Here is a 24,998-nt window from a genome sequence, read left to right on the forward strand (position 1 = left end):
GGGAATCTGCGCTAGAGCATGATGCCGAAAAGTGTAAGCGGTTTTCGGACGACATCATGCTCTTCTTTGATACTAGAGCGGATTCAGATTTCAGGTCGATTCGACCTAAAATCATCCGGCTCTGGTGCTCGGGTGAAGCAAGGAGACTGACATTATGAGCGACATCTGGCCGACCGAACTGCGCGTCTCGAAGGACCGCCACCGGCTGACGGTGACCTTCAACGATGGCGCTTCCTTTGATCTTTCGGCGGAGATGCTGCGGGTGCTGTCACCGTCGGCCGAGGTTCAGGGCCACGGGCCCGGACAGGGGCTGACGGTGCCTGGCAAACGCAACGTTTCTATCATCTCGATGACGCCGACCGGCAATTACGCGGTACGCATCGGTTTCGACGATTTCCATGATACCGGGATTTTCACCTGGACCTATCTGCGCGAACTCGGGGAAAACGGCGAAACGCTGTTTGCCGCCTATGAGCATCATCTTGCCGAAAAGGGCATGACCCGCGACAAGGCGGAAAAACCGCGCTGACCGGCATCGCGCCCTGTTTCAGTCGAGATCGTTCTCTTCCTTCAAAAGGCGGCTGATCAATCGCTCCATCGACTTGGCGACAATCAGGCACTCTTCGATCGGTTCGTTGTCCAGCGATTTCTCGATCAGCGTAGTCTGAATTTCCATTGCTTGCTCGGTCAGTTCCCGGCCGCTCGTCGTCAGCGACAGCCGCAATACGCGCTTGTCCTTCGCGTCGCCGCGCCGCTCGATCAGCCCGCGTTTTTCGAGCTGGGGCAAAAGCATGCTCATGTTGGAGCGTCCGACCAGAAGTTTTCGCGCGAGTTCCTGCTGCGAGATGCCGTCGAAGCGATAGAGATTGATCAGGATGTCGAGATGCGGCGGCTTGATGTCGAGGTCGGTGAGTGCGCGCGTCAGCGTCTGCTGCATCAGCTGGCAGGCGCGTGCGACTGCGATCCAGCTGCGGAAACGCGGATGGTCCCAGGGAAAATGATGGTGTTCGATCGTTGCTTGCTTTTTGTTCATCGTTGTACAATAATGTTCATCATTGAACATTTTAGAGGGAATCCCACTATGGCATCCTTTGCGATCGAGGTCACCCGTCTTGCACTCAGATGCGTGTCGGCCTTTTCTCCGGAAACGGCGGGGCGGCTGGCGTTTCGGCTGTTCAGTGTCACACCCGGCCGTAAGCCGTCGAACGGTAAGGAAAAGGCGTTGCTGGCGGCGGCCGCGCCCGCGATGGCCAAGGCACGACCTGTCACGCTGTCCTTCTCCGGCGGTTGGGTTATGGCCAGGCATTTCGAAGCGCGGGCTGACCGCGGTGCGACGAAACGCGTGCTTCTGGTCCACGGCTGGGGATCACGCAGCGATTATCTGGCGGCGATGATCGAGGGGCTTCTGGCCGGGGGTGCCGAGGTGGTCGCGCTCGACTGGCCGGGACACGGCGCCTCACCTGGGCGAACGTTGACGATGCCGGCCGCGGTGCGGGCGATCGATGCCGCCTGGAGGCATTTCGGCCGGTTCGACGTCGCGGTCGGCCATTCGTTTGGCGGTGCGAGCCTCGCCTGTGCTGCGGGTGGCCTTGTTTGCGACGTCCCGCCCCAAATCGCCAAAAGCATGGTGCTGATCGGCGCGCCGAGCGAGATGACATGGCTTTTCAAAGGGTTCGGAAAGCTTCTTCACCTTTCTGCGAAGGCCCAGGGCGCGCTGGAAGGCATGGTCGTGCAGCTATCCGGGCGGCGGATCGAGGACTACGATGCAGCCCGGATTCTCGGTGTGCTCACCGTGCCGACCCTGGTGATCCATGCGGAAGACGACAAGGAGGTTTCTGCCGATCATGCGCGCCGTTATGCGGCGGCCGGCCCGAATATCGAACTTCATTGGGCCAACGGTTTTGGCCACCGCCGTATCGTTTCGGCGACGCCGGTGATCGAGCGGATCAATGCCTTCATTCATGCGGAGGATAGAAGGGCTGCCGCCTGAGCAATTTTTGCGGGTGTCGTCCTGAAGCCGTCATGCTACGGTCGAAAAGATCGCTCGGACCCTGGGAGAACAGCATGACGATCATTCGCTCGGTCGAGGCACTGAACGCGCTCTATGGGGAAGCCGGTGAGGCGTCGCTGGTCAAGGTGACGACCAGGCTGACGCCGGACTATGCCCGGATGATCGAGGCTTCCCCATTTGCCGCGCTCGCCACCGTTGGCCCCGAGGGGCTCGACTGTTCGCCGCGCGGCGACGATGCCCGTGTCGTCAGGATAGAAGACGAGAAGACCGTGCTGATGCCGGACTGGCGCGGCAACAACCGGGTCGATTCGCTCGCCAACGTCGTGCGGGATCCGCGCGTGGCCCTGATGTTTCTCGTTCCCGGCTCGAACACGACGATGCGGATCAACGGCACGGCCGTTGTCAGCGTCGATCCGGCGCTGACCAATTCCTTCGAGGTCGACGGCAAGCATCCGCGCAGCGTCATCGTCGTCACCATCGGCGAGGTCTATTTCCAATGCGCCCGCGCATTGATCCGCTCGCAACTCTGGAACCCCGAGCGCTTCGTCGATCCGCAGTCGCTGCCGACGCCGGGCGCGCTGTTGAAGGCGGCGAAGGCCGATTTCGATCGGGAGACGTATGATCGCGAATGGCCGGAGCGTGCCGCAAAGACGATGTGGTAGGCGCTTGCGCACCCTGAATAAAACAGGTCAGTCGCGCGTCATTTAGAGGACGGCGCGCGTGCCCTGATGGATTGGGCTGGCTTTGGGCGCCGCGGATTGGGGAACATATGAAAAACAGGGGCGTCTTCTTGCTGACGGTCGCGGTGACGGTCGGACTTTCCACCGGAGTGGCGAGGGCCGATCGGCTCGTTGAGGAATACGATGCCTATATCGGCGAGCAAGATCTCTATAATTCCTATGGAGAGCGGCTGTCCGAGCCGTGGCAGATCATCCGCCAGGACCGGGCGAACTATCATCGCTTCGGCACTTCCCAGCCGGGCGATGAAGGCGACAGCTTCTTCGGTTCCGCAGGGAACCGCGAAAAGGCCGAGCGCATGATCGAACATGGCACCATCGAAACGCGTGCCGCCCGGGCGCTGGTGCGAGGCAATGTGCTGATCAACGTGCAGATTTTTCGCGGTGCCGACGGCGACTATATCAATGTCACCGTCGACTGACCGGGCGTCGCTTGTTTTCGCTGCAATGCTGCTTGTGGCTGTTGCGGCTCAAGCCGACGATCTCAGTCTCGCGCAAAAAATAGATCTGCTGACCGACGCCTATCCGGAAACCCTTGGTGGGAGCGAAGACGGATCAATCCTCTTTCGTGATGGCGGACAGAGCCTGCCGATCGATGACGGCAAGACGAAGGACCATGCGCAGAAACTGGCGTCCGGCGATATCGAGGACAGCCTGTCGCAGGTGTATCCGCCGGGACCCTGCGAAAGCCGGCCGGAGGTCAATTTCGATCCGGGCCGCATTCGCAGCGAGGTGCTGATGAAACGCCTTTACGGCGGATCGGCACGGGACGTGGAAGCGTCTCTGGTGGAGGTCGACTGGTTCGGGAGTAAGCTGCCAGTGACAAAAAGACAGGGCGTGGCGCAGGCGCTGGAGCAAGTTCGTGACGAGCTGAAAGCAATGCCCGACCTCAAGGTCTTTCTCACGCCTTCCGCCGGCACTTTCAACTGGCGCAACGTTGCCGGCGCTTCGAACCTCTCCGTGCACAGCTTTGGCGCGGCGATCGATCTCAATACCCGTTATGCCGACTACTGGATCTGGGCGGGCGGCAAGCCGGGCAGGGTGCCGCACTACAACAACAAATATCCGATGACGATCGTCGATGCCTTCGAGCGGCACGGCTTCATCTGGGGCGGGCGCTGGTATCACTACGACACCATGCATTTCGAATACCGGCCCGAACTTCTGGCCATCGCCAAAGCGGCCGGCGTTTCGGCCTGCCGCTAAAGAGTGTTCGCCGTAAAATCAGGTCAGTCGCGGACGATGACCTTGGTGCCGATCATCACATTGGCGTAGAGATGCTCGACATCCTCATTGGCCATACGGATGCAGCCGGAGGACATCGCCTTGCCGATCGAGGACGGCTGGTTGGTGCCGTGGATGCGGTAGATGGTCGAGCCGAGATACATGGCGCGGGCGCCAAGCGGGTTATCGATGCCGCCCTTCATGGTGACGGGCAGGATATGACCCTTCCTGGCTTCACGGACGCGCATCTCCGCCGGCGGGTTCCAGGTCGGCCATTCGGCCTTGCGGCTGACCGTATTGGTGCCGGTCCAGATGAAGCCATCGCGGCCGACGCTGACGCCGTATTGCATGGCGACACCGTTGCCCAGCACGTGGTAGAGGCGGCGGTCGGAATTGTCGACGATGACGGTGCCAGGCGCGACGTTTTCGTTGAAGGCGACCAGTTCGCGCGGGACTGGCGACTGGTTGATGTCCTTCTTCGCGGTCTTGGTCTTTGCCTGCTTGCCCTGCGACAGAATCTGCAGCCAGCCAGTCTTTTCGGTCGCGGTCTGGAGCGAGGCGACTTCGAAGGCTCCGTCCCGGTCGGCGGCCTGTGCGGCAGGGCTGAGAAGGGCGGTTGTGATCAGGGCTGCGATGATGGTCTTCATGTCCGTATCTCCCAGTTCGTGCGGGAGATTTTTTCCGGTTCACTCCGGCTCGCTCCCTTGCATGGAGCCTTTCTAGACAATCACCGGGAGAGCGGCTGTTTCCTGGGGAACGCGAAAAAAAACGGCAAAAGGCGCCGTTTGGGCTCCTTCGGCCGAGATGTATCTTTTTGCTATTTCCGGTAGATGAGCCAGCTTTTGCCGGTGTCTTTCCTCATTCCTTCCTCAAACAGCATGGATCTGTTTCGGCCGGCATTCTTGGCGCAATAGAGCGCTATATCGGCCTTATTGTAGAGGTCGGTCGGGTCGTCGGCCTGCGTTGCCTGGCAGAGGCCGACGGAAAGCGTGATCGGGCCGTAATTGACGCCGGTCTTGGAATTCTTGAAGGGTGTCGTCGCCAGCGCGGTGCGGATGCGCTCGGCCACCTGAAGACTTTCCTCGAGCGTATTGTCGCCGAGGATAATGGCGAATTCCTCGCCGCCGGTACGCGCAACAAAGGCGTCGCGGCGCAAATTGGCACGGATGACCGTACCGACGGTTGCCAGGATCTTGTCGCCGACCGGATGGCCGTAGCTGTCGTTGATCTTCTTGAAATGATCGATATCGGCGACCAGAAGACCCGTTTGGGCGCGAAGATGCTCGGAATTGTAGACGGCGGAAAGTTTCTCGTCAAAGGCCCGGCGGTTGGCGAGACGCGTCAACGAATCGGTATTGGCGATGCGCTTGTACTCGTCGAGCTCCTGCCGGATGATCTCCATTTCGAAGGACTTCAGCGAGACGTTTTCGACCCGTTCCTTGCCCTGGTTCATCGTATCGGCGGTCGCTTCCGTCAGGATGCTGACCGCCTGGCGCAGGATTTCGGCGCTGGCGTTGCTCTTGCAGGTTATGTTCTGATAGGTTTCGTCGAGCAGCCGGTTGTAGTTCTCAAGTGCCGACTGCTCTTCCTTCAGAAGCTGGAGAAGATCGCCGAGTTCGCTTGCCAGATGTGTATGCGCCCGGTCGATGCCGGCTGCGTGGTGTACGTGGGCGAAGTAGCGCGCGCCGATCTCGTCCAGTTCCTCCTGGGTGGCGCGGCTGCCGAGCGCTGCCAGTTCCTTGGTCAGCTTTGGGTTCGAGCCGATATAGGCTTCGTAGTAGAGCTCATAGTTTCGCGGAAGGGGGGCGATCCCCATGATCCGCATGGCATAGGTCACCTGCGCCGCGATATCCGGTATCTGCGCCTTGCTCAAAGCCGCTCGCATTGCAGGCTCCCGTCTTATTGTCTCCAATTGCAAGTTTTAGGGATAAATGATTTTGGAAGGCTTAACGTTTGGCAAAATCGATCGGTAAAATTGAATGCACTTGAAGCCGGTACTCAAACGACAATCAGGCAGCGATCTCTCGCTGCCTGATGTGATTGGTGAATGATGTCAAGGGACTGATCAGGAAGGGCTGATCATGGTTTCCGGGCGGACCACGGCGTCGAATTCCGCGTCGGTGACATAGCCGCCGCCGACGGCTTCCTCGCGCAGCGTCGTGCCGTTCTTGTGGGCCGTCTTGGCGATCTTGGCGGCGTTGTCGTAGCCGATCTTCGGGGCAAGGGCGGTGACCAGCATCAGCGAGCGGTCGAGCGCCGCCTTGATATTGTCCTCGCGGGCCTCGATGCCGGTGACGCAATTGTCGGTGAAGGAGACGCTAGCATCGGCCAGCAGCTGCACCGATTGCAGGAAATTGTAGGCCATCAACGGATTGTAGACGTTGAGCTCGAAATGGCCCTGGCTGCCGGCGAAGGTCAGCGCCGCATTGTTGCCGAACACCTGGACGCAAACCTGCGTCAGCGCTTCGCACTGGGTCGGGTTGACTTTGCCCGGCATGATCGACGAGCCGGGTTCGTTTTCCGGCAGCGACAGTTCGCCGAGACCGGAGCGGGGGCCGGAACCGAGCAGGCGGATGTCGTTGGCGATCTTGAACAATGCAGCTGCGGCGGCATTGATCGCGCCGTGGCTGAAGACCATCGAATCGTGGGCGGCCAGCGCCTCGAACTTGTTGGGAGCGGTTACGAAGGCGATGCCGGTGATCTCGGCGATCTCTGCGGCGACCTTCTCGGCAAAGCCGATCGGCGCGTTGAGGCCGGTCCCGACGGCGGTGCCGCCCTGCGCCAGTTCGCAAAGGCCGGGCAGCGTCATCTCGATCCGCTTGATCGATGAGGCGACCTGTGCGGCATAGCCGGAAAATTCCTGGCCGAGCGTCAGCGGTGTCGCGTCCTGCGTGTGCGTGCGGCCGATCTTGATGATGTGATCGAAGGCCTTCACCTTGGCTTCGAGAGCCGCGTGCAGATGCTTCAGAGCCGGAAGGAGGTCGTGAACGACGCGCTCGGCGCAGGCGATGTGCATGGCCGTCGGATAGGTGTCGTTCGACGACTGGCTCATGTTGACGTGATCGTTCGGATGCACCGGCTGCTTCGAGCCCATGACGCCGCCGAGCATTTCGATCGCACGGTTGGAGATCACTTCATTGGCATTCATGTTCGACTGCGTGCCCGAACCGGTCTGCCAGACGACGAGCGGGAAGTGGTCGTTGAGCTTGCCGTCGATGACCTCCTGGGCCGCGTTGATGATGGCGTTGCCGATCGTCGGGTCAAGGCCCTGCAGTTCCATGTTGGCGCGGGCGGCGGCCTGCTTGACGATGCCGAGCGCGCGGACGATGGCGAGCGGCTGCTTTTCCCAGCCGATCTTGAAATTGCCGAGGGAGCGTTGCGCCTGAGCGCCCCAATAGCGGTCGCTCGCGACCTCGATCGGGCCGAACGTATCTGTTTCCGTGCGCGTTGGTGTCATCGTAATCCCTGCTTTCGTCATGCGGTATCAAGACCGGGAGGTGGATATGGCCGCCGCGTCACGGCGGTCCGAGGCTGTTATGCGGTTCTCTCTGGCCCAGTGCCCGGTGCTTGTAAAGAGGTTGCGAGGGGCTGCAGCATGCTACAATCGTTTAAAATACGGTGCTTCATCAAGCCTTCCATTCCCGCTGGGAAATCGCTCTGCGCGAGCAAGCGCTGCTGGCATGCTGTGCCTTTTCAGACACATCCCGCTGGATAGTTTCCTTGGCCCCGTTGGCGATTTTCGCAGGTCGGGGCGATTTTTTGGGTACGCAAAAAAATAATGCAAAGAATTCAAATTTTTGGCCGCGTTCACCCGTCTTTCTAACCGGGCGCCGTGACGGATTTGTAACGGCCGCGGGAGACCGGGAATGGGTGGCGTTTCCTTTTCATTCACCATCCTTTCTTATAAGTACCAAAGCTCGGTGACATGAAGGGCATCGGGCGCGAACCGCTGATGGCGGCAATGCGATACGGGGACGTGTGAGCCAATGAAATTGATGAAATCTGCAGCGATCGTGACACTCCTTGCCGGGTGCGCGTTCACCTCTTTCGGCGTCCAGGGCGCAGAGGCATATACCTTGATGGATCTCTTTCGCAAGAAGAGGCCGCCCGTGGAAGAGGTGCAGGTGTGGCCCCGCTTTGGCGGCATGCAGGAAGCGAACCCGGCGCAAGATTCGGTGCCCCGTGCCCTGCCGCGCGTGACCTCGCCGCGCTACTACACCTACAAGGCCGAACCGCTGCGGCGCATCGACACTGCAAAGCTTCTCGATCCTGTCGTTACCGGTTCCGTGCGCAACGATGCGCTGCCGCTGGCGCAGGGTACGTCGCTTGCCGATGCCCGCCAGTTCCTGCCGGATGTGGCGGCCTATGCGCCGGCCGATGTGGCCAAGGCCGTCGAGGCCTTTTACGCTGGCCGCGAGGGGTTTGTCTGGATTGAGGGTGACAGCCCGAATGCGGCGGCGAAGGCCGCTCTGGCTGTCCTCGGTGACGCTGCAAGCGTCGGGCTTGATCCGCAGGATTATGCCGTTTCCGTGCCGTCCGACACGTTCGAAGGCAACGACATGATGGCGCGTGAGAAGGCGCTGGTCGATTTCGAAATCCGCATGTCCGCCGCGACGCTGACCTATGTCCAGGATACCGTTCGCGGTCGCATCGATCCGAACAAGATTTCCGGCTATCACGACTTCAAGCGCAAGAGCGTCAACCTGACGGGCAAGCTCGAGAACATCGCCAGAAGCCATGATGTTGCAGCCTATCTCAAGGCCCAGACGCCGACCGGTCCGGAATTCCTGGCGCTGAAACGGGAGTTGGAAGCACTTCAGGCCAAGAGTGGCGATGCGCCGCGGATCACCATTGCGCCGGGCACGCTGCTGAAGCCGGGCATTGCCAATCCGGAGCTTGCCAATGTCGTCGCGGGCATCCGGCAAAAAGGTTCTGACGCGCTGAAGGTCGAGCACGCGCTCACACTTTCCGCCTATCAAGGAACGCCGGACTATACGCCGGAGCTGGTAGCGCTGGTCGAGGGGTTCCAGAAGGAAAACGGCTTGAAGCCGGACGGTATCGTCGGCAAGGCATCGATCCGCATCCTGAGCGGTGGCGATACGACCGAAAGTAAGATCGACAAGGTGCGCGTCGCCATGGAGCAGGCGCGCTGGCTGCCCGCCGACCTCGGCAGCCGTTACGTCTTCATCAACCAGCCGGCCTTCATGGCCTATTATCACGACCAGGGTGCTGAGCAGTTTTCGATGCGTGTGGTTGTCGGCTCGAAGGCGAACCAGACCTATTTCTTCGAGGACGAGATCCAGACAGTGGAATTCAACCCCTATTGGGGCGTGCCGCAGTCGATCATCATCAACGAGATGCTGCCGAAGCTCAGGAACGATCCGGGCTATCTCGACCGCCTCGGCTACCAGGTGGAAGTGGCCGGTCGCGCCGTTTCGTCCTATGACGTGAACTGGAACGGCTCGACCAGCGGCGTGGCCGTGCGCCAGCCTCCAAGCAGCGACAATGCGCTGGGCGAATTGAAGATCCTCTTCCCGAACAGTCACGCGATCTACATGCACGACACGCCGTCGAAGAGCTTCTTCCAGAAGGACCAGCGGGCGCTCAGCCATGGCTGCGTGCGTCTGGCCGATCCGCGCCGGATGGCTGCTGCCGTGCTCGGTACCACCGTCGATGACGTGGCCCAACAGGTCGCCGACGGCCGCAACAAGGGCGTTCAGGTGCCGCAAAGGATTCCGGTCTATGTCGCCTATTTCACCGCCTGGCCGAACAAGGACGGGGCGGTCGAGTATTTCGACGATGTCTATGAGCGCGACATGTATATGAGCCGCGCATTCGAGGCGACGCGGGTCGCCCGCCGCGCCGAAGGCTGAGTGCAGGAAAATCGATGATTCCATAAAGGCGGCTTGAAGGCCGCCTTTTTCATGCCTGCGCGATCAGTCGCTCGATCAGGTCCGGCGTCAGTTCATCGAAATGGCGGATGACGAGATCGGGCGCCAGGCTTTCGACCGGCACGTCGGAATAGCCGAATGGGATGCCGATCGAGCGGACGGATGCGTTGCGGGCAACGAGGATGTCGTTGAGGCTGTCGCCGATCATCACGGATTTTTCTGGCGCGCCGCCAGCAAGGCGGATCGTGGACAAGAGGTGTTCGGCGTCCGGCTTTCTCACATGAAATGTGTCGCCGCCGGTGATCGCGGCGAAGCGCGGGGTGAGGGCGAGCCCTTCCAGCAGGCTTTTCGCCAGCATTTCCAGCTTGTTGGTGCAAACGGCGAGTGTGTAGCCGGCTTCGGAGAGCCGGTCCATAGCCGCGATGACGCCGGGATAGGGGATGGACAAGCCCGGCATCGAGCCGTGATAGAAATCCACGAATTCCTTCATCTGCCAGTCGAGATCGCCGGCGCTCAGCGGTTTGCCGCGCAGCGTGAACGTGCGCTCGATCATCGCCTTGGCGCCGTGTCCGACGAGATGGGTGAGGTCGTGATAGGTCACCGGCGCAAGGCCGGCCTGGGTAACGGCATGGTTGAGGCTTGCAACGAGATCCGGTGCGGTATCGACCAGGGTTCCATCAAGATCAAAGACGACAACGGGGGCGGACACGAAAACCTCTCGGGTGGACTGCGAAACGTTGCAGTTCGGGTAGGGGAACCTGTGGAAAAAAGCAATCGCCACTTTCCGTTTAAGCTGTGGCAGCCATTTGTACCTCGCCTGCTATTTGGGCTTTTGTTTGCCGTGGCAGCCGTGTAAACGTCTCAGCGGAAAAAAAGGACCGGGCGTCTTCGCTCTGGTCCTTGGGATAAGATTTGGGGAGTGCGTGGCGCATGGACGCCCGTGAAATGAAGATCAAGGCTGCCGCGGCAGCACTCGACTATGTCGAAGACGGCATGCGGCTCGGCATCGGCACAGGTTCGACGGCGGAGGAGTTCGTTCGTCTGCTCGCCGAAAAGGTGGCGTCCGGTTTTCGCATCGAAGGCGTGCCGACGTCAGAACGCACGGCGCGGCTATGCCTGGAACTCGGCGTGCCGCTGAAATCGCTGGACGAGCTTCCCGAACTGGATCTGACGGTCGATGGCGCCGACGAAGTGGACGGCAAGCTGCGCCTCATCAAGGGCGGCGGCGGCGCGCTGCTGCGTGAGAAGATCGTTGCTTGCGCTTCATCGCGGATGATCGTGATTGCCGACGAAACGAAGGTGGTCGATACGCTTGGCGCCTTCAAGCTACCGATCGAGGTCAATTCCTTCGGGCTTGCCGCCACGCGTATTGCGGTCGAAAAACTTGCCGCACGGCAGGGGCTTTCCGGCGAAATCGTCGTGCGCGCCTCCGGCGACGGAGCCTTCATGACCGACGGCGGACATTTGATTCTGGATGCATCTTTTGGCCGTATTCCTGATGCAGATGCGCTGGCACATGAACTCAATGCTATTCCCGGCGTGGTCGAACACGGGCTATTCATCGGCATCGCTTCCCTTGCCATCATTGCCGGTCCGGCGGGGGCGCGGGTGATGACGGCCTAGAGGCGAGATTTCCAGCCGTGGCCGAAGGCGGGCGCGGCGGAGTGTTACAACAGCGTTGCCGCCCAAGGGGATCGAGCCCCGATGGTGGCGGCGGCTTAGAAATTGGATTATGCGGGGTTCGCAGGAGCAAGACGCGCACGGAACCCGGCGTCAACTGACAGGAGCGTTTCAGATATGATCAATCTCGCAGGCCTCGGCCGTACAGTGGCTGCAACCGCCATCATCCTTTCCGCCGTCATGGTTCCTGCCGTGCGGGCGCAGGATGTAACGGACGAGCAGGTCAAGGCTGCCCGCGCCGCGATCGAGGCAATCAACGCCACCAACGGCTTCGACAATATTCTGCCTAATCTCGCCGAACGCCTGAAGACGAATTTGATCCAGTCTTCGCCGAACCATCAGGAACTGATCACCAAGACGGTCGATGAAAAGGCGCTCGAGCTTGCTGTGCGCCGCGCCGATCTGGAGCGCGAGGCCGCGACGATCTACGCAAAGACCTTCACCGTCGATCAGCTGAATGCCATTACGGCTTTCTACACGTCGGACGCGGGCAAGAAGCTTCTGAAGGATGGCCCGATCGCCTCGCGCGAAATGATCAAGGCTGCCGATATCTGGGCGGCGGGCATTTCCCGCGACCTCAACACGGCTGCGACCAAGGAACTCGGCGCGACCCTGACCGCCGGGCAGCAGCCGGTACCGGACGCCACGGCCGAAAAGCCCGCTCAATAAGCGGCTTGCCGGTTTCGCCCGGTGCACGCCGGACGACGAATTGCAAAGCCCGGATCATTCCGGGCTTTTCATTTTGTATCGCTCCACCCTATATCAGCAACACATGGCGGGAATCGCCGGGGTCCAGCATAGCCGACCCGGCTCCCAGACGATCCGCCTCCCTCGCACTGACCCGTCCGGGAGTTTTTCAGCATGACGTCTTTCGACTATGACCTTTTCGTTATTGGCGGCGGCTCCGGCGGCGTGCGCAGCGGCCGCCTCGCAGCAGCCATGGGCAAAAAGGTCGCCATCGCCGAGGAATTCCGCTACGGCGGCACCTGCGTCATTCGCGGCTGCGTGCCGAAGAAACTCTACGTCTATGCGTCGCAGTTCACCGAGCATTTCGAGGACGCGGAGGGTTTCGGCTGGAGCGTCGGCGAGCACAAATTCGACTGGACGAGGCTCGTCGCTGCCAAGGAGAAGGAAATCACGCGGTTGGAAGGCCTTTACCAGAAGGGGCTTGCCAATGCCGGCGCGGAAATCCTCAACACGCGGGCTGAACTGACCGGGCCGAACAGCATCCGGCTAGTCGCCACGGGAAAGACCGTGACGGCGGAGCGCATCGTCATCGCCGTCGGCGGCCACCCGACGCCGCATGAGGCGCTGCCCGGTCACGAACTCTGCATCAGCTCGAACGAAGCCTTCGACCTTGCGGAACTGCCGAAATCGATCGTCATTGCGGGCGGCGGCTATATCGCCGTCGAATTCGCCAATATTTTCCATGGCCTTGGCGTCGAGACGGCACTGATCTATCGCGGCCGCGAAATCCTGTCGCGCTTCGACCAGGATATGCGGCGCGGTCTCCACGCGGCGATGGAAGAGAAGGGCATCCGCATCCTGTGCGAGGACCTGCTGCAGTCGATCACGAAGAATGCTGACGGCAAGCTGGCTGCCGAAACCCTGAAGCACGGTACGCTGATTGTCGATCAGGTAATGCTGGCGCTTGGCCGGGTGCCGAATACCAGGGGGCTTGGCCTCGAGGCGGCGGGAGTTGCGGTCAACGAGCGCGGTGCCATAATCGTCGATGCGTTTTCCCGCACCAGCGCGCCGGGCATTTATGCACTCGGCGACGTGACGGATCGCGTTCAGCTGACGCCGGTAGCCATCCACGAGGCCATGTGCTTCATCGAAACGGAATACAAGCGTAATCCGGTCTCACCGGATCACGACTTGATTGCCACCGCCGTCTTCTCTCAGCCCGAAATCGGCACCGTCGGCCTCTCGGAAGAGGATGCTTCAAAGAAATACGACGAACTCGAAATCTACCGCGCCGAATTCCGGCCGATGAAGGCGACGCTGTCGGGACGCAGCGAAAAAACGATCATGAAGCTGATCGTCAATGCCGCCGATCGCAAGGTCGTTGGCGCTCACATTCTCGGCCACGAGGCCGGCGAAATGGCGCAACTGCTTGGAATTACGCTAAAAGCCGGCTGCACCAAGGACGATTTCGATCGCACCATGGCGGTGCATCCGACGGCGTCGGAAGAACTGGTGACGATGTACAACCCAAGCTACCGCCTCAAGAACGGCGAGAGGGTCGGCTAGGCTCCGGCCGGCAACGAGCGAGTTTACCGGCAAACTGCGTGCCAAAATCTCGCAGTGCGTACTTTGGTGGAACAATCGCTTTTCAATCCCCATGTTAACGTTTATAAGCCCGCATCCGCAAAATCGCCGTTTTCCCGGCTGGGGAAGCTGCGGTCAGGAATTGGGCCGATGGAAACGCGATTTCAGATTCCGTTTCCAGCCAGCGTTGACCGGACCTCTCCGGAACGCGGCAGCGACGGCGGACCTCGCGCAAGAGAACAGGTGATTGACATGGCACAGAATTGGACCCCGAACAGCTGGCGGCAGAAGCCCATTCAGCAGGTGCCGGATTTTCCGGATTTGGCAGCGCTCAGCGCAACCGAAGCGCAGCTCACGACCTTTCCGCCGCTGGTGTTTGCGGGGGAGGCACGCCGTCTGAAGAACCAGCTTGCCAACGTGTCGGAAGGCAAGGGCTTCCTGCTGCAGGGCGGCGATTGCGCCGAGAGCTTCGCCGAACACGGCGCCGATACGATCCGCGATTTCTTCCGCGCGTTCCTTCAGATGGCCGTCGTCCTGACCTTCGGTGCCCAGCAGCCGGTCGTCAAGGTCGGCCGCATTGCCGGCCAGTTCGCCAAGCCGCGTTCGTCGAACATCGAACGCCAGGGCGACGTCGAGCTGCCGAGCTATCGCGGCGACATCATCAACGGTATCGAGTTCAACGAAAAGGCCCGTATTCCGGATCCGGAACGTCAGATCATGGCGTACCGCCAGTCGGCTGCGACGCTCAATCTGCTGCGCGCCTTTGCGATGGGCGGTTATGCCAATCTCGAAAACGTGCACCAGTGGATGCTCGGTTTCATCAAGGACAGCCCGCAGGCCGAACGCTACCGCAAGCTCGCTGACCGAATCTCCGAAACCATGGACTTCATGAAGGCGATCGGCATCACGTCCGAGAACCATCCGAGCCTGCGCGAGACCGATTTCTTCACCAGTCACGAGGCGCTGCTGCTTGGCTACGAGCAGGCGCTGACCCGCGTCGATTCGACCTCCGGTGATTGGTACGCGACCTCCGGCCACATGATCTGGATCGGCGATCGCACGCGCCAGCCCGACCATGCACATATCGAATACTGCCGCGGCATCAAGAACCCACTCGGTCTCAAGTGCGGCCCGTCGCTGACGGGTGACGGGCTGATCGAGCTCATCGATCTGCTCAACCCGCAGAACGAGCCTGGCCGCCTGACGCTGATCTGCCGCTTCGGCCACGACAAGGTTGCCGAGCACCTGCCGCGCCTTATCCGCGCCGTCGAGAAGGAAGGCCGCAAGGTCGTCTGGTCCTGCGACCCGATGCATGGCAACACGATCACGCTCAACAGCTACAAGACCCGGCCGTTCGAGCGGATTCTGTCGGAGGTCGAAAGCTTCTTCCAGATCCACCGCGCTGAAGGCACGCATCCGGGCGGCATCCATATCGAGATGACCGGCAACGATGTCACCGAATGTACCGGTGGCGCCCGCGCGCTCTCCGGCGCCGATCTGGCCGATCGCTACCACACCCATTGCGACCCGCGCCTCAACGCCGATCAAGCGCTTGAACTGGCCTTCCTTCTTGCCGAGCGCATGAAGGGCGGTCGCGACGAGAAGCGAATGGTCGTGAATGGCTGATCTTGGGGGCGATCAGCGCCGCTGATCCTCGGCTGAATGAATTGAAATTGACGAAACCGGGCTGGCTGGAGAAGCTGGCCCGGTTTTTTCATGCCCGCGCGATGGGCCAGTCATAAGCTTGAGGGGATAAACATGGCGGAAGAGCATACTGGTTCCTGCAATTGCGGCGCGGTCCGTTTTCATACGCGGGGAAGGTTGCGGGAGGTGATCGCCTGCCACTGCTCGCAGTGCCGCAAACAGACTGGACTCTATTATGCGGCAACCAATGTTCTCGACGCTGACCTGGGCATTCAGGGCGCCGACGCCATCACCTGGTACCGCTCGAGCCCGCAAGCATGCCGGGGCTTCTGCAAGACCTGCGGTTCGGCGCTGTTCTGGAAGATGGATGGCCTCGACTACACCTCGATCATGGCCGGTGCCTTCGATCCGCCAACCGGGCTGGCTTTCGGCTATCACATCTTCTGCGCCGACAAAGGGGATTTCTACGAGATCAACGACAGCCTGCCGCGATTTGCGCAGTCAAACGCCTGACGGGCTCGTATCGGCACGGTTCGGTTCGAGGTCATGCTCCTCTGCCTCAATCGAGCGGACCGCCTTGCTAAAGGCCTGGTCCAGTGCGCAGAATTTGATCGATTGCCAGCGCTTGTAATCATCCACGAACGAGGCCGCGACCCATACCTTGTTCCGGTTGTTGCTGCGGTCCCGCCAGCCAAGCGATCCGAACGCTTCGGCGCGGGCAAAGAGGCGCCGGATATGCGTGCGCGACAGGGAGTAGTGGTTGGACAATTCTGCGAAACGAAGGTCTTCCACCCAGTGGTAACCGTCCTCGGGGACCGCATTGACAATCCGTGAGACGAAATCGTCGAGGATCAGTCCGCCATATTCCGTCCAGACGAAACAGGCGATGCTGAGCGGCGGTTCCCGCCACGCCCTGTCGGCGATCAGCCGCTTGGCGGCGATCGGCTGGGCGCGGCGAAAAATTTCCGGATTGGCCTCCAGCCGCGTGACGCGCTCGCCGCCGTCGAGAAGATCAAGGCTGCGCATCTGGCCACGAAACCACAGCATCATCGCGTCGTGGCTGACCTCGGTCGGCTCCAGGGGACGGCTGCGTTTGCTGGGCGACCCCGGTACGTCGCGGATCAGCTTGTAGGCGAGCAGTTCGGCCAGAAAGGCTGTCGCCGTGTTGCGGCTGGCTGCGCCGAATTCGACGATGATGTCGAGAAGCCGCGAGGCTGTGATGCCGGAGAGGGGATCGGTTGGGTTGCGCTGCAGGTGCAGCGCGTAGGCAGCCTGGGTAAGGAGCCATTTCTGCTGGGCGGCGACCAGGCGACCGATCCTCGGAAAACGGTCATAGAGCTCGATCATGTGTCGCGCGCCCTGTTGCAGAACCGCAAACAACGCCGGGTTCGATGCAAATGTCTCAATCTCGGCGGACGCGCCGGTTTCCGGGCTTTTGATCTCTGGCAACGGCGTACCTGTCATGGCTTTAACGAAGTCTAATAGATAGGCTCATCGGTTTCGGAATTAGGGTGTGTGCAGATAATATTGCTCGTAAAGAGTGTAGTGTCCATCTTTTGTTTCAGGAACAGGCCGGTTGGTTGTCGAAATAAGTGTCGCATAGTCACATTGGCTTTCAAGGAGCCACCGTCGATCCGGCTACCGCAGCAACGCTTCGCTATCCATGGACCAAGGACATTTCAATACACTCTATTGCGCGCTAAAATGACACAAGCAACTCCTGCCGGCGGCGCAATTGTCCCCATCGGTTGCCGGATAAGCGCGAGATCGCGCCGCGATGCGCAAAATCCCTGAGCGGATGGGAGAGCAAACGGTGCACATGAGCGCTTGCAGGAAAGGCAGCAGTCCCATGGCCATGAACGAGACACGCGAACCTACCCGCCGTGACTTTCTCTATATTGCGACAGGCATGGCCAGTGCTGTGGGTGCCGCTGCATCGGCCTGGCCATTCATCGATCAGATGCGCCCCGACGCATCGACGCTTGCGCTGGCCTCTATCGAGGTGGATGTATCCTCGCTTGCCGAAGGTATGGCACTTACGGTCAACTGGCGCGGTCGTCCGGTTTTCATTCGCAACCGGACCTCCAAGGAGATCGAAGCGGCAAATGCGGTTGCAATTGAGGAGCTCAAAGACCCCGTGGCGCGGAACGCCAATCTTGACGACGATCAAACGGCGACTGATCTTGCCCGCTCTGCCGGCGAGGGGCGGGAGAACTGGATCGTGATGATCGGCGTCTGCACCCATCTGGGCTGCGTCCCGCTCGGGCAGGCTGGCGATTTCGGAGGCTGGTTCTGCCCGTGCCACGGATCGCACTACGATACCGCAGGTCGGGTCCGCAAGGGGCCAGCACCGGAGAACCTCGCCATTCCGCGCTTTGAATTCATCTCCGAAGCTGTCGTGCGGATCGGCTAAGCTCCCGCTCGTAAAGACCGTTGTTCGCCTGCCAGAGCATTGTCATGAGGCTCGCCGATGCTTCTGGCCAAAAAGGCTCGAGACCCGCTCGCCAGGGTGTTCGGTACCTTTTTTTTCATCGGCCCGAAGCGCCCCACCCAAGATAATCAAAGATGAGCTCACGCCGAATGTGCCATCCAATCCATCATCACATCGGAGGATTGGCCCCTGCACCTCTTACCAACTTTGGAAGTGTCGTGCAGACCGATTGCTAAGGTCTGCGGTCCGGCAAAAGCTGGCAGGATGGGTGTAGAAGCTTGATCTGGTCAACCCATTTTGGGCGGCAGCCACGTGGATGAGAAAATCCATGCGGTCGCAAGGCCAGGTCAGACGTCCCAACATGATCCAAATTGCCCCGGGAAACACCATGACCCATTTTCGCGAGATCGCTTTCATCGACCCCGCCGTAGCGGATTTCGAGACACTGCTTGCCGGTCTCCGGCCCGACGTCGAACCCGTCGTGCTTTCGCGGGACGAGCCGGCCATTCCGCAGATGGCGCGGTTCCTGCAGGGGCGGACGAACCTGGATGCGATCCATGTGATCGCGCACGGCCGGCCCGGCGAAGTGAGCTTCGCTGCGGGCGCGGTCTCGTACGAGACGATCAGGCACGAAACTGCTGAACTTTCCGGCTTCGGCACAGCGCTTGGAAAAGAGGCGGCGCTGCAGATTTGGGCCTGCGAGGCCGGCGCCGGGGAACGGGGGACGGCCTTCGTCGATTTACTTGCAGCAAGGACGGGCGTTTGTGTCGCGGCTGCGAGTGGCATCGTCGGTGCGGAATTCCGCGGCGGAACCTGGTCGCTGGATCGCGGTGCCGGCCCCGGACGTCCTCCGCTTACACCGGAAGGCATGATGACCTATGCCGGGATCATGGCGACGTTCACCGGTACCAGCGGCAACGACAGGGCGAACGCGACGACGGGGACGCTCACCGGATTCTCCGGCGGTACGGTCGCTCAGCTTCAGGACGCCAGCGGCGACACCTTCAATCCCGGCAGCGGCGCAGATGAAATCGTCGCCGGCAGCGGCGACGACACGATCAACCTGGGTAGTGGGCAGTTTGTGGCCGGCGAGTCGATCGAGGGCGGCGGCAACAGCGCCAGCGGCACACGCGACCAGATCGTGCTGACTGCCGGCGGTACGTTCAACTTTTCGCTTGGCATGGTTTCCGGCATCGAGACGCTTACCGGAAGTACCGGCAGCGATACTGTAACGATGACCGCGTCGCAATGGGCCGGGTTCATCACAATGGATCTGGGCAGCGGCTTGTTGACCACCGATGTGCTGAATGTCCTGGCGAGCGGAAGCATCTCGGCGCTCGCCACACCGACGATCAGCAATGTCGAAACCGGCAATCTCACCGGCACGTCCGGCACTGACACGGTGACACTGAGCGGCGCCCAGCTCGACGCGATCCTGATCGGCACGGGCACGATCAATCTCGGCAGCGGAACCGGCGACACGATCAATCTGACTTCGACCTCGTCCGACCTTAATACACTCGGGGCGACGATTCAGGGTGTCGAGGTGATCTCCGCTTCGGGCGCAGCTGCCGGCGTGACGGTCACGCTAAGCGGCCAGACCGAAGCGTTCACCGTCACCGGCAGCAATCAGGCCGACAATATCACCGCCGGTTCCGGTGGCGACACGATTGTCGGCGGTGCTGGCGCCGACACGATAAACGGCGGGGCAGGCAATGACACGATCACCTATGACGGCACGGATGTTTCGATCGCCGGCGGAACGAACACCGACACTTTGGTGGTAACGGGAGCGGCGACGATCAACCTGTCGTCTGCCGACCAGAGTTCCGGCGACACGGCGAATATCACCGGTTTTGAGAACGTCAACGCGAGCGGATCGAGCGTGGCCCTCAGCCTGACCGGCAGCAGCGCCGCGAACGTGCTCAACGGCGGGTCCGGTGCCGATACGATCGTCGGCGGTGCCGGCACGGACACGATCGCCGGCGGAGCCGGCAATGACACGATCACCTATGACGGGTCGGACACATCGATCGCCGGCGGGGCGGATATCGACACGCTGCTGGTCAACGGTACAGCGACGATCAACCTGTCGTCTGCCGACCAGAGCTCCGGCGACACGGCGAACACGACCGGCTTCGAGAACGTCAATGCGGGCGGATCGAGCTCGGCGGTCAGCCTGACCGGCAATGGTGGCGCCAACGCGCTCACGGGAGGGTCGGCAAACGACACGCTTAACGGCGGCGGCGGCAATGATACGATCAATGGCGGCGGTGGAACAGGCGACACCGTGGTCTTCAGCGGGGCATTCGCGAACTATACGATTTCCCTGGCAGGAGGCACCTACACGATTGCCGACAACCGCAGCGGCTCGCCGGACGGTGCCGATACCGTCACCGGTGTCGAAAATTTCCAGTTCTCCGATGGAACGCGCACCGCAAGCCAGCTCAACCCGACCCAGAACAAGATCGTCCTGGAGAACCAGAAGCAGGGCAATCCGGTCAGCGAATGGGGCATCATCGGCGACGGCGACGTCAACATCCAGGGCTTTGCAACCGAGATCAGCACCAATATCGGTGGGACGGTCAGTTTCAAGATCGCCACCGATTCTACCGACTACCGGATCGAGATCTACCGACTGGGTTATTATGGCGGCGCCGGCGCCCGCAAGGTGGGGACCGTCGATGTGAACCTCGCATCCGCGCAGGTCCAGCCGCATCCGATCGTCGACATGTCGCGCGGCCTGATCGATTGCGGCAACTGGTCGGTCTCGGCAAGCTGGGCCATCCCTTCAGACATGGTCTCCGGCGTCTACATCGCCAAGCTTGTCCGTGAGGACGGCACGGCAGGCGCCAGCCACATCCCCTTCATTGTCCGGGACGATAGCTCGACCAGCGATATCGTCTTCCAGACTTCCGACACCACCTGGCAGGCTTACAACGCCTGGGGCGGCGCCAGCTTGTATTATGGAGAAGTGCCGGTCGATCCAGCCGATATGATCGGCTACAGGCCGCCCAACTGCGGTTGCGGCCTGACCGCGATCGGTCGCGCCTCGGCAGTCAGCTACAATCGCCCGTTCATCACCAACACCAGCCCGATCGGCGGCACTCACGATTTCATATTCGGGGTGGAACATTCGGCGATCCGCTGGCTCGAGCAGAACGGCTATGACGTCTCCTACGTCTCCGGCGTCGACGCAACGCGAAGCGGTAGCCTGTTGCTCAATCACGAGGCTTTTCTTTCGGTCGGCCATGACGAGTACTGGTCGGCTGAACAGCGCACCAACGTTGAGGCGGCGCGCGACGCGGGCGTCGACCTCGCCTTCTGGAGCGGCAACGAAGTCTACTGGAAGGTTCGCTGGGAAACCAGCATCGACGGCAACGGCACGCCATACCGCACGATGGTCTGCTACAAGGAAACCTGGGGTGGGACCCCAGATCCGAGCTCCACGGGCACCGGTACCTGGCGAGACCCGCGGTTTGCCGATCCAGGGCAGGAGCCGGAGAACTCGCTGACCGGCACCATGTTCACGGTGGACAGCTACCGGCAGGACACGATCACCATCCCTTACGACTATTCCAACCTGCGGTTCTGGCGCAATACAGACGTCGCCGAGCTGCAGCCGGGCCAGACCTACTCCCTTGTCCAGAACCTGCTCGGCTACGAGTGGGACTCCGACGTCGAAAACGGCTACCGGCCCGCCGGGCTGATCAACATGTCGCTGTCGACGGTTTCGGTTAACACCTATCTGCGCGACTATGGCACGACGGTCGGTCCCGCCGATGTGACACATAGCCTGACCATGTATCGGGCTGAAAGCGGCGCCCTCGTCTTCGGTGCGGGTACCGTCTTCTGGTCCTGGGGTCTTGATTCGAACCATGAGGGGGCGAATACACCAACCGATCCGAATGTCCAGCAGGCGATGGTCAACATGTTCGCCGACATGGGCATCCAGCCCGGAACGCTCGACGCAAGCCTGATCCTGGCGACGCAATCAACCGACACGGTCAAGCCGACCTCGACCATCACCTCTCCGACCTTGGGCGCGAGTTTCGTCGAAGGACAGAAGGTCACTGTCACCGGCACTGCACAGGATTCCGGCGGCGGCATCGTCGCGGGCGTCGAGGTGTCCCTTGATGGCGGCCAGAGCTGGTGGAAGGCCACGGGCCGCGAGGCCTGGACCTACAACTGGGTCGTGCAGGCGTCCGGGACCTACAACATCATGTCTCGCGCGGTGGACGACAGCCTCAACCTGGGCAATCCTTCCGCGAGCGCCCAGGTCACGGTCAACCTGCCTTCGACATCGAGTGTCTGGACCCTTGCCAGCAAACCGCAAGTCGAAACCAATCTCGACCGGGACGGGGTTGAACTTGGCGTCCGCTTCCAGGCGTCGACGGATGGCGTTATCAACGGCATTCGGTTCTACAAGGGTTTCTATAATGTCGGCCAGCACGTCGTCAGCCTTTGGACTTCCACCGGCACGCGGATAGCCACCGGCACGTCCATAACGGGCTGGCAGACGGTGACGTTCGCCAATCCGGTGCGTCTCACCCCCGGAACGACCTATGTCGCGTCCTATCACACGGGTGGATATTGGTCGTCGAACGCCAACTATTTCACGTCGAGCTATACGAACGACCTGCTCACGGTTCAGGGCGGTGTCTACGCGTATACCAGCAGCAACGGCGTGTTCCCGGGCAACAGTTCCAACACAAACTACTGGGTCGACGTCGTATTCAGCCCGGACCCCAACCAGGCGCCGACAGCGACGGCCGATTCGGGGTTCTCGGTCGGCAAGAACGGGATGCTGCCGATCTCCTTCACCGCACTGGTGGCCAATGACAGCGATCCTAACAACGATCGGCTGACGGTCAGCGCGGTCAGCAATGTCACCAATGGAACCGCGACGCTGGATACGCAGACAGGCAATGTCATCTACACGCCCAACACCGACTATAGCGGGCCGGCAAGCTTCACCTACACGGTTTCGGATGGGCGCGGCGGCACGGCGACCGCCAATGTATCCCTGACAGTTGAACAAGACCCCGCCGGCGTGTCGCTGTTCCAGTGGACAGAAGGGCCAGCGGGACCGGCGGTCAGCGACGGCCAGCCACTGGAGCTTGGAATGAAGTTCACCGCATCCGTGGTCGGCACGATCACGGGCATACGCTTCTACAAGCCAGCCACTGCCACCGGGCCGCACACCGGTTCGCTGTGGTCGTCAACGGGCACGCTGCTGGCGACCGTCACCTTCACCAACGAATCCACCAGCGGCTGGCAGACTGCCACCTTCTCCAATCCGGTTGCGATCACCGCGGGAACGACCTATGTCGCCTCCTACCACACGACCGGAGTCTATGCGACTACCGCGAACTATTTCAACAGTGCGAAGGTGAACGGGTCACTGACGGCCCCCTCAGCGGCGACAAGCGGTGGAAACGGCCTCTATGTCTATTCGTCGGGCACCGCGTTTCCAACGACTGCGAGTTTCCAGGCCTCCAACTATTGGGTCGACGTCGTCTACAAACGTTCGACGGTCAACACCGTGCCGATTGCCAGCAACGACAACGGCTTTACGGTCTCCAACCGCAACTCGATTTCGATTGCCGCATCCACGCTGCTTGCGAACGACAGTGACCCCGACGGCGATCCTCTGACGATCACCGGCGTGGGCGGCGCCACAAACGGCACGGTGGCGTTCAACAGCCAGACCAACGCCGTCACGTTCACGCCGACGTCAGGCTATATCGGGCCGGCAAGCTTCTCCTACACCATATCGGATGGCTGGGGCGGAACGGCGTCTGCCGTCGTAAGCCTGACGGTGGGCCAATCGGAGACGACGGTGAGCCTGTTTTCTCCGTCCAACGCGCCGAGCACCGCTTCCGCCAACGACCCCGGGTCCGTGGAACTGGGGGTGAAATTTATCGCTTCGTCCGCCGGCATCATCACCGGGTTGCGCTATTACAAGAGCGCCCAGGACACCGGCACGCATACTGGCTCGCTGTGGACCAGCGGCGGCAATCTGCTCACGTCTGCAACCTTCACCAATGAGAGCGCCAGTGGCTGGCAGACCGTGACCTTTACCCAGCCGGTCTCGATTTCCGCGGGGGCGACCTATGTCGCAAGCTATCATTCCAATGGCTTCTACGGGGTGACGCCGAACTTCTTCGCCACCAGCTACACCAACGGCCCGCTGACGGCGCCCTCCAGCGCGTCGAGCGGCGGCAACGGTGCCTATGCTTATGGCACGAGCAGTCTCTTCCCGACCGCCACCCACAATGCGTCGAACTACTGGGTGGATGTCCTCTACGAGCAGGCGACGGGAAATCTTAGCCCTGTAGCACTCGACGATTCCGGATTTGAGACGCCGTTCAACACAGCGTTCTCCGTTCAGGCGAGTACACTGCTTTCGAATGACAGTGACCCCAATGGCGATCCGGTGGTCATTACCGGCGTCGGAAGCGCCGTGAACGGCACCGTCACCTTCGACAGCCAGTCGAATGCCGTCACCTTCACGCCGACGGGCGGCTACTCCGGTCCGGCGAGCTTTACCTACTCCGTCTCCGACGGGCAGGGCGGAACCGACACGGCCCAGGTGTCGCTCAACGTCCTTCCCCATGAACAGACCCTGTTTTCGTCGGCCAGCACGCCGGCGACCGTGACGGTGAACGACTCCGGCGATGTCAATCTCGGCATGAAGTTCCAGGCGGACGTGGCAGGCTCGATTACCGAGATCCGCTTCTACAAGGGCCAGAGCAACACCGGCCCGCATACCGGATATCTCTGGACGTCGACGGGAACGCTGCTCGCAAGCGCCACCTTCACGAACGAGGGCGCCAGCGGCTGGCAATCAGTCAATCTTGCCCAACAGGCGATCCAGGCAAACACAACCTACGTCGTCTCCTACAGCACCAATGGTTTTTATTCGGCGACCGGCAATTTCTTCAGTTCCAGCGTAGACAACGGCAATCTGCATGCCTTGTCGTCGGCGCTCAGCGGCGGCAACGGCGTCTATGCCTATGGCGCAGCCGGGCTGTTCCCGACGAACAGCTACAACAGCACCAACTACTATGTGGATGTGGCGTTCAGGCCGCAACTGGCGGCGTAGA

19 protein-coding genes and 1 pseudogene are annotated in these 24,998 nt (G+C 61.1%); 14 read left to right on the top strand and 6 right to left on the bottom strand.

Features of this window, described 5'->3' with window-relative positions; genetic code table 11:
• Positions 1–154 precede the first annotated feature (154 nt).
• Positions 155–529: a gamma-butyrobetaine hydroxylase-like domain-containing protein gene (locus tag ACSQ2W_RS16285; protein ID WP_436087186.1), complete on the top strand. Its 375-nt coding sequence runs from the start codon at positions 155–157 to the stop codon at positions 527–529.
• A gap of 18 nt (positions 530–547) precedes the next feature.
• Here ACSQ2W_RS16285 and ACSQ2W_RS16290 read toward each other — a convergent pair whose 3' ends face one another.
• Positions 548–1,033: a MarR family winged helix-turn-helix transcriptional regulator gene (locus ACSQ2W_RS16290; RefSeq protein ID WP_436087187.1), complete on the bottom strand. Its 486-nt coding sequence runs from the start codon at positions 1,031–1,033 to the stop codon at positions 548–550.
• Between the two features lie 48 nt (positions 1,034–1,081).
• On the opposite strand from ACSQ2W_RS16290, the gene ACSQ2W_RS16295 reads away from it, so the two are divergent.
• The 4 genes from ACSQ2W_RS16295 (at position 1,082) to ACSQ2W_RS16310 (ending at position 3,954) form a co-directional block, all read left to right on the top strand.
• Positions 1,082–1,990, top strand: coding sequence for an alpha/beta fold hydrolase (locus ACSQ2W_RS16295; protein WP_436087188.1), 909 nt, complete (start codon positions 1,082–1,084; stop codon positions 1,988–1,990).
• Between the two features lie 74 nt (positions 1,991–2,064).
• Positions 2,065–2,673 carry a pyridoxamine 5'-phosphate oxidase family protein gene (locus ACSQ2W_RS16300; protein WP_436087189.1) on the top strand — a complete coding sequence of 203 codons (609 nt, stop codon included), beginning with the start codon at positions 2,065–2,067 and terminating at the stop codon, positions 2,671–2,673.
• A gap of 107 nt (positions 2,674–2,780) precedes the next feature.
• Positions 2,781–3,170: a hypothetical protein gene (locus ACSQ2W_RS16305; RefSeq protein WP_436087190.1), complete on the top strand. Its 390-nt coding sequence runs from the start codon at positions 2,781–2,783 to the stop codon at positions 3,168–3,170.
• Positions 3,154–3,954, top strand: a complete 801-nt coding sequence (locus ACSQ2W_RS16310) for a M15 family metallopeptidase (protein ID WP_436087191.1) — start codon at positions 3,154–3,156, stop codon at positions 3,952–3,954. The genes ACSQ2W_RS16305 and ACSQ2W_RS16310 overlap by 17 nt, the downstream gene beginning before the upstream one ends.
• 23 nt (positions 3,955–3,977) lie before the next feature.
• Here ACSQ2W_RS16310 and ACSQ2W_RS16315 read toward each other — a convergent pair whose 3' ends face one another.
• The 3 genes from ACSQ2W_RS16315 to fumC form a co-directional block, all read right to left on the bottom strand.
• Positions 3,978–4,619, bottom strand: coding sequence for a L,D-transpeptidase (locus ACSQ2W_RS16315; RefSeq protein WP_436087192.1), 642 nt, complete (start codon positions 4,617–4,619; stop codon positions 3,978–3,980).
• 170 nt (positions 4,620–4,789) lie between these two features.
• Positions 4,790–5,857: a GGDEF domain-containing protein gene (locus ACSQ2W_RS16320; RefSeq protein WP_436087193.1), complete on the bottom strand. Its 1,068-nt coding sequence runs from the start codon at positions 5,855–5,857 to the stop codon at positions 4,790–4,792.
• A 180-nt stretch (positions 5,858–6,037) separates the two neighbouring features.
• Complete coding sequence (gene fumC, locus ACSQ2W_RS16325) at positions 6,038–7,450, bottom strand: class II fumarate hydratase (RefSeq protein WP_436087194.1); 1,413 nt, start codon at positions 7,448–7,450, stop codon at positions 6,038–6,040.
• A gap of 508 nt (positions 7,451–7,958) precedes the next feature.
• Here fumC and ACSQ2W_RS16330 point away from each other — a divergent pair.
• The gene (locus ACSQ2W_RS16330; RefSeq protein WP_436087195.1) at positions 7,959–9,845 is read left to right on the top strand and encodes a L,D-transpeptidase family protein; all 1,887 of its coding nucleotides are present in this window, start codon (positions 7,959–7,961) and stop codon (positions 9,843–9,845) included.
• 49 nt (positions 9,846–9,894) lie between these two features.
• On the opposite strand, the gene ACSQ2W_RS16335 is transcribed toward ACSQ2W_RS16330, so the two are convergent.
• Positions 9,895–10,572: an HAD family hydrolase gene (locus ACSQ2W_RS16335; protein WP_436087196.1), complete on the bottom strand. Its 678-nt coding sequence runs from the start codon at positions 10,570–10,572 to the stop codon at positions 9,895–9,897.
• 221 nt (positions 10,573–10,793) lie between these two features.
• Between ACSQ2W_RS16335 and rpiA the strand changes: the two genes are divergently transcribed.
• The 5 genes from rpiA (at position 10,794) to ACSQ2W_RS16360 (ending at position 15,971) form a co-directional block, all read left to right on the top strand.
• On the top strand, positions 10,794–11,486 hold the full coding sequence (gene rpiA / locus ACSQ2W_RS16340; protein WP_436087197.1) for a ribose-5-phosphate isomerase RpiA: 693 nt from the start codon (positions 10,794–10,796) through the stop codon (positions 11,484–11,486).
• 174 nt (positions 11,487–11,660) lie between these two features.
• Positions 11,661–12,212: a DUF2059 domain-containing protein gene (locus ACSQ2W_RS16345; protein ID WP_436087198.1), complete on the top strand. Its 552-nt coding sequence runs from the start codon at positions 11,661–11,663 to the stop codon at positions 12,210–12,212.
• 192 nt (positions 12,213–12,404) lie between these two features.
• Positions 12,405–13,796 (top strand): glutathione-disulfide reductase, encoded by a 1,392-nt coding sequence (gor, locus tag ACSQ2W_RS16350; RefSeq protein WP_436087199.1) that lies wholly within the window; start codon positions 12,405–12,407, stop codon positions 13,794–13,796.
• A 270-nt stretch (positions 13,797–14,066) separates the two neighbouring features.
• On the top strand, positions 14,067–15,440 hold the full coding sequence (locus ACSQ2W_RS16355) for a class II 3-deoxy-7-phosphoheptulonate synthase (protein WP_436087200.1): 1,374 nt from the start codon (positions 14,067–14,069) through the stop codon (positions 15,438–15,440).
• Between the two features lie 132 nt (positions 15,441–15,572).
• A complete protein-coding gene (locus ACSQ2W_RS16360; protein ID WP_436087201.1) occupies positions 15,573–15,971 on the top strand; it encodes a GFA family protein in 399 nt (132 codons plus the stop codon).
• On the opposite strand, the gene ACSQ2W_RS16365 is transcribed toward ACSQ2W_RS16360, so the two are convergent.
• On the bottom strand, positions 15,960–16,922 hold the full coding sequence (locus tag ACSQ2W_RS16365) for a hypothetical protein (RefSeq protein WP_436087202.1): 963 nt from the start codon (positions 16,920–16,922) through the stop codon (positions 15,960–15,962). The genes ACSQ2W_RS16360 and ACSQ2W_RS16365 overlap by 12 nt on opposite strands.
• Before the next feature lie 385 nt (positions 16,923–17,307).
• On the opposite strand from ACSQ2W_RS16365, the gene petA reads away from it, so the two are divergent.
• The 3 genes and pseudogenes from petA to ACSQ2W_RS16380 all read left to right on the top strand — a co-directional run bounded on the left by petA (position 17,308) and on the right by ACSQ2W_RS16380 (position 24,997).
• Positions 17,308–17,871 (top strand): ubiquinol-cytochrome c reductase iron-sulfur subunit, encoded by a 564-nt coding sequence (gene petA, locus ACSQ2W_RS16370; RefSeq protein ID WP_436087203.1) that lies wholly within the window; start codon positions 17,308–17,310, stop codon positions 17,869–17,871.
• Between the two features lie 406 nt (positions 17,872–18,277).
• Positions 18,278–19,603: pseudogene (locus ACSQ2W_RS16375) on the top strand (DUF4347 domain-containing protein); the annotation flags it as partial.
• 93 nt (positions 19,604–19,696) lie between these two features.
• The gene (locus tag ACSQ2W_RS16380; RefSeq protein ID WP_436087811.1) at positions 19,697–24,997 is read left to right on the top strand and encodes a DUF4082 domain-containing protein; all 5,301 of its coding nucleotides are present in this window, start codon (positions 19,697–19,699) and stop codon (positions 24,995–24,997) included.
• Position 24,998 lies beyond the last annotated feature (1 nt).

The organism is Pararhizobium sp. LjRoot255, assembly GCF_964252905.1.
Classification (GTDB): Bacteria; Pseudomonadota; Alphaproteobacteria; order Rhizobiales; family Rhizobiaceae; genus Pararhizobium.

Bases quoted from the DNA above. Each gene is read 5' to 3' on its own strand.
- ACSQ2W_RS16285 (WP_436087186.1), top strand. From the start codon at position 155: ATGAGCGACATCTGGCCGACCGAACTGCGCGTCTCGAAGGACCGCCAC.
- ACSQ2W_RS16290 (WP_436087187.1), bottom strand. From the start codon at position 1,033: ATGAACAAAAAGCAAGCAACGATCGAACACCATCATTTTCCCTGGGAC.
- ACSQ2W_RS16295 (WP_436087188.1), top strand. From the start codon at position 1,082: ATGGCATCCTTTGCGATCGAGGTCACCCGTCTTGCACTCAGATGCGTG.
- ACSQ2W_RS16300 (WP_436087189.1), top strand. From the start codon at position 2,065: ATGACGATCATTCGCTCGGTCGAGGCACTGAACGCGCTCTATGGGGAA.
- ACSQ2W_RS16305 (WP_436087190.1), top strand. From the start codon at position 2,781: ATGAAAAACAGGGGCGTCTTCTTGCTGACGGTCGCGGTGACGGTCGGA.
- ACSQ2W_RS16310 (WP_436087191.1), top strand. From the start codon at position 3,154: ATGTCACCGTCGACTGACCGGGCGTCGCTTGTTTTCGCTGCAATGCTG.
- ACSQ2W_RS16315 (WP_436087192.1), bottom strand. From the start codon at position 4,619: ATGAAGACCATCATCGCAGCCCTGATCACAACCGCCCTTCTCAGCCCT.
- ACSQ2W_RS16320 (WP_436087193.1), bottom strand. From the start codon at position 5,857: ATGCGAGCGGCTTTGAGCAAGGCGCAGATACCGGATATCGCGGCGCAG.
- fumC (WP_436087194.1), bottom strand. From the start codon at position 7,450: ATGACGAAAGCAGGGATTACGATGACACCAACGCGCACGGAAACAGAT.
- ACSQ2W_RS16330 (WP_436087195.1), top strand. From the start codon at position 7,959: ATGAAATTGATGAAATCTGCAGCGATCGTGACACTCCTTGCCGGGTGC.
- rpiA (WP_436087197.1), top strand. From the start codon at position 10,794: ATGGACGCCCGTGAAATGAAGATCAAGGCTGCCGCGGCAGCACTCGAC.
- ACSQ2W_RS16345 (WP_436087198.1), top strand. From the start codon at position 11,661: ATGATCAATCTCGCAGGCCTCGGCCGTACAGTGGCTGCAACCGCCATC.
- gor (WP_436087199.1), top strand. From the start codon at position 12,405: ATGACGTCTTTCGACTATGACCTTTTCGTTATTGGCGGCGGCTCCGGC.
- ACSQ2W_RS16355 (WP_436087200.1), top strand. From the start codon at position 14,067: ATGGCACAGAATTGGACCCCGAACAGCTGGCGGCAGAAGCCCATTCAG.
- ACSQ2W_RS16360 (WP_436087201.1), top strand. From the start codon at position 15,573: ATGGCGGAAGAGCATACTGGTTCCTGCAATTGCGGCGCGGTCCGTTTT.
- ACSQ2W_RS16365 (WP_436087202.1), bottom strand. From the start codon at position 16,922: ATGACAGGTACGCCGTTGCCAGAGATCAAAAGCCCGGAAACCGGCGCG.
- petA (WP_436087203.1), top strand. From the start codon at position 17,308: ATGGCCATGAACGAGACACGCGAACCTACCCGCCGTGACTTTCTCTAT.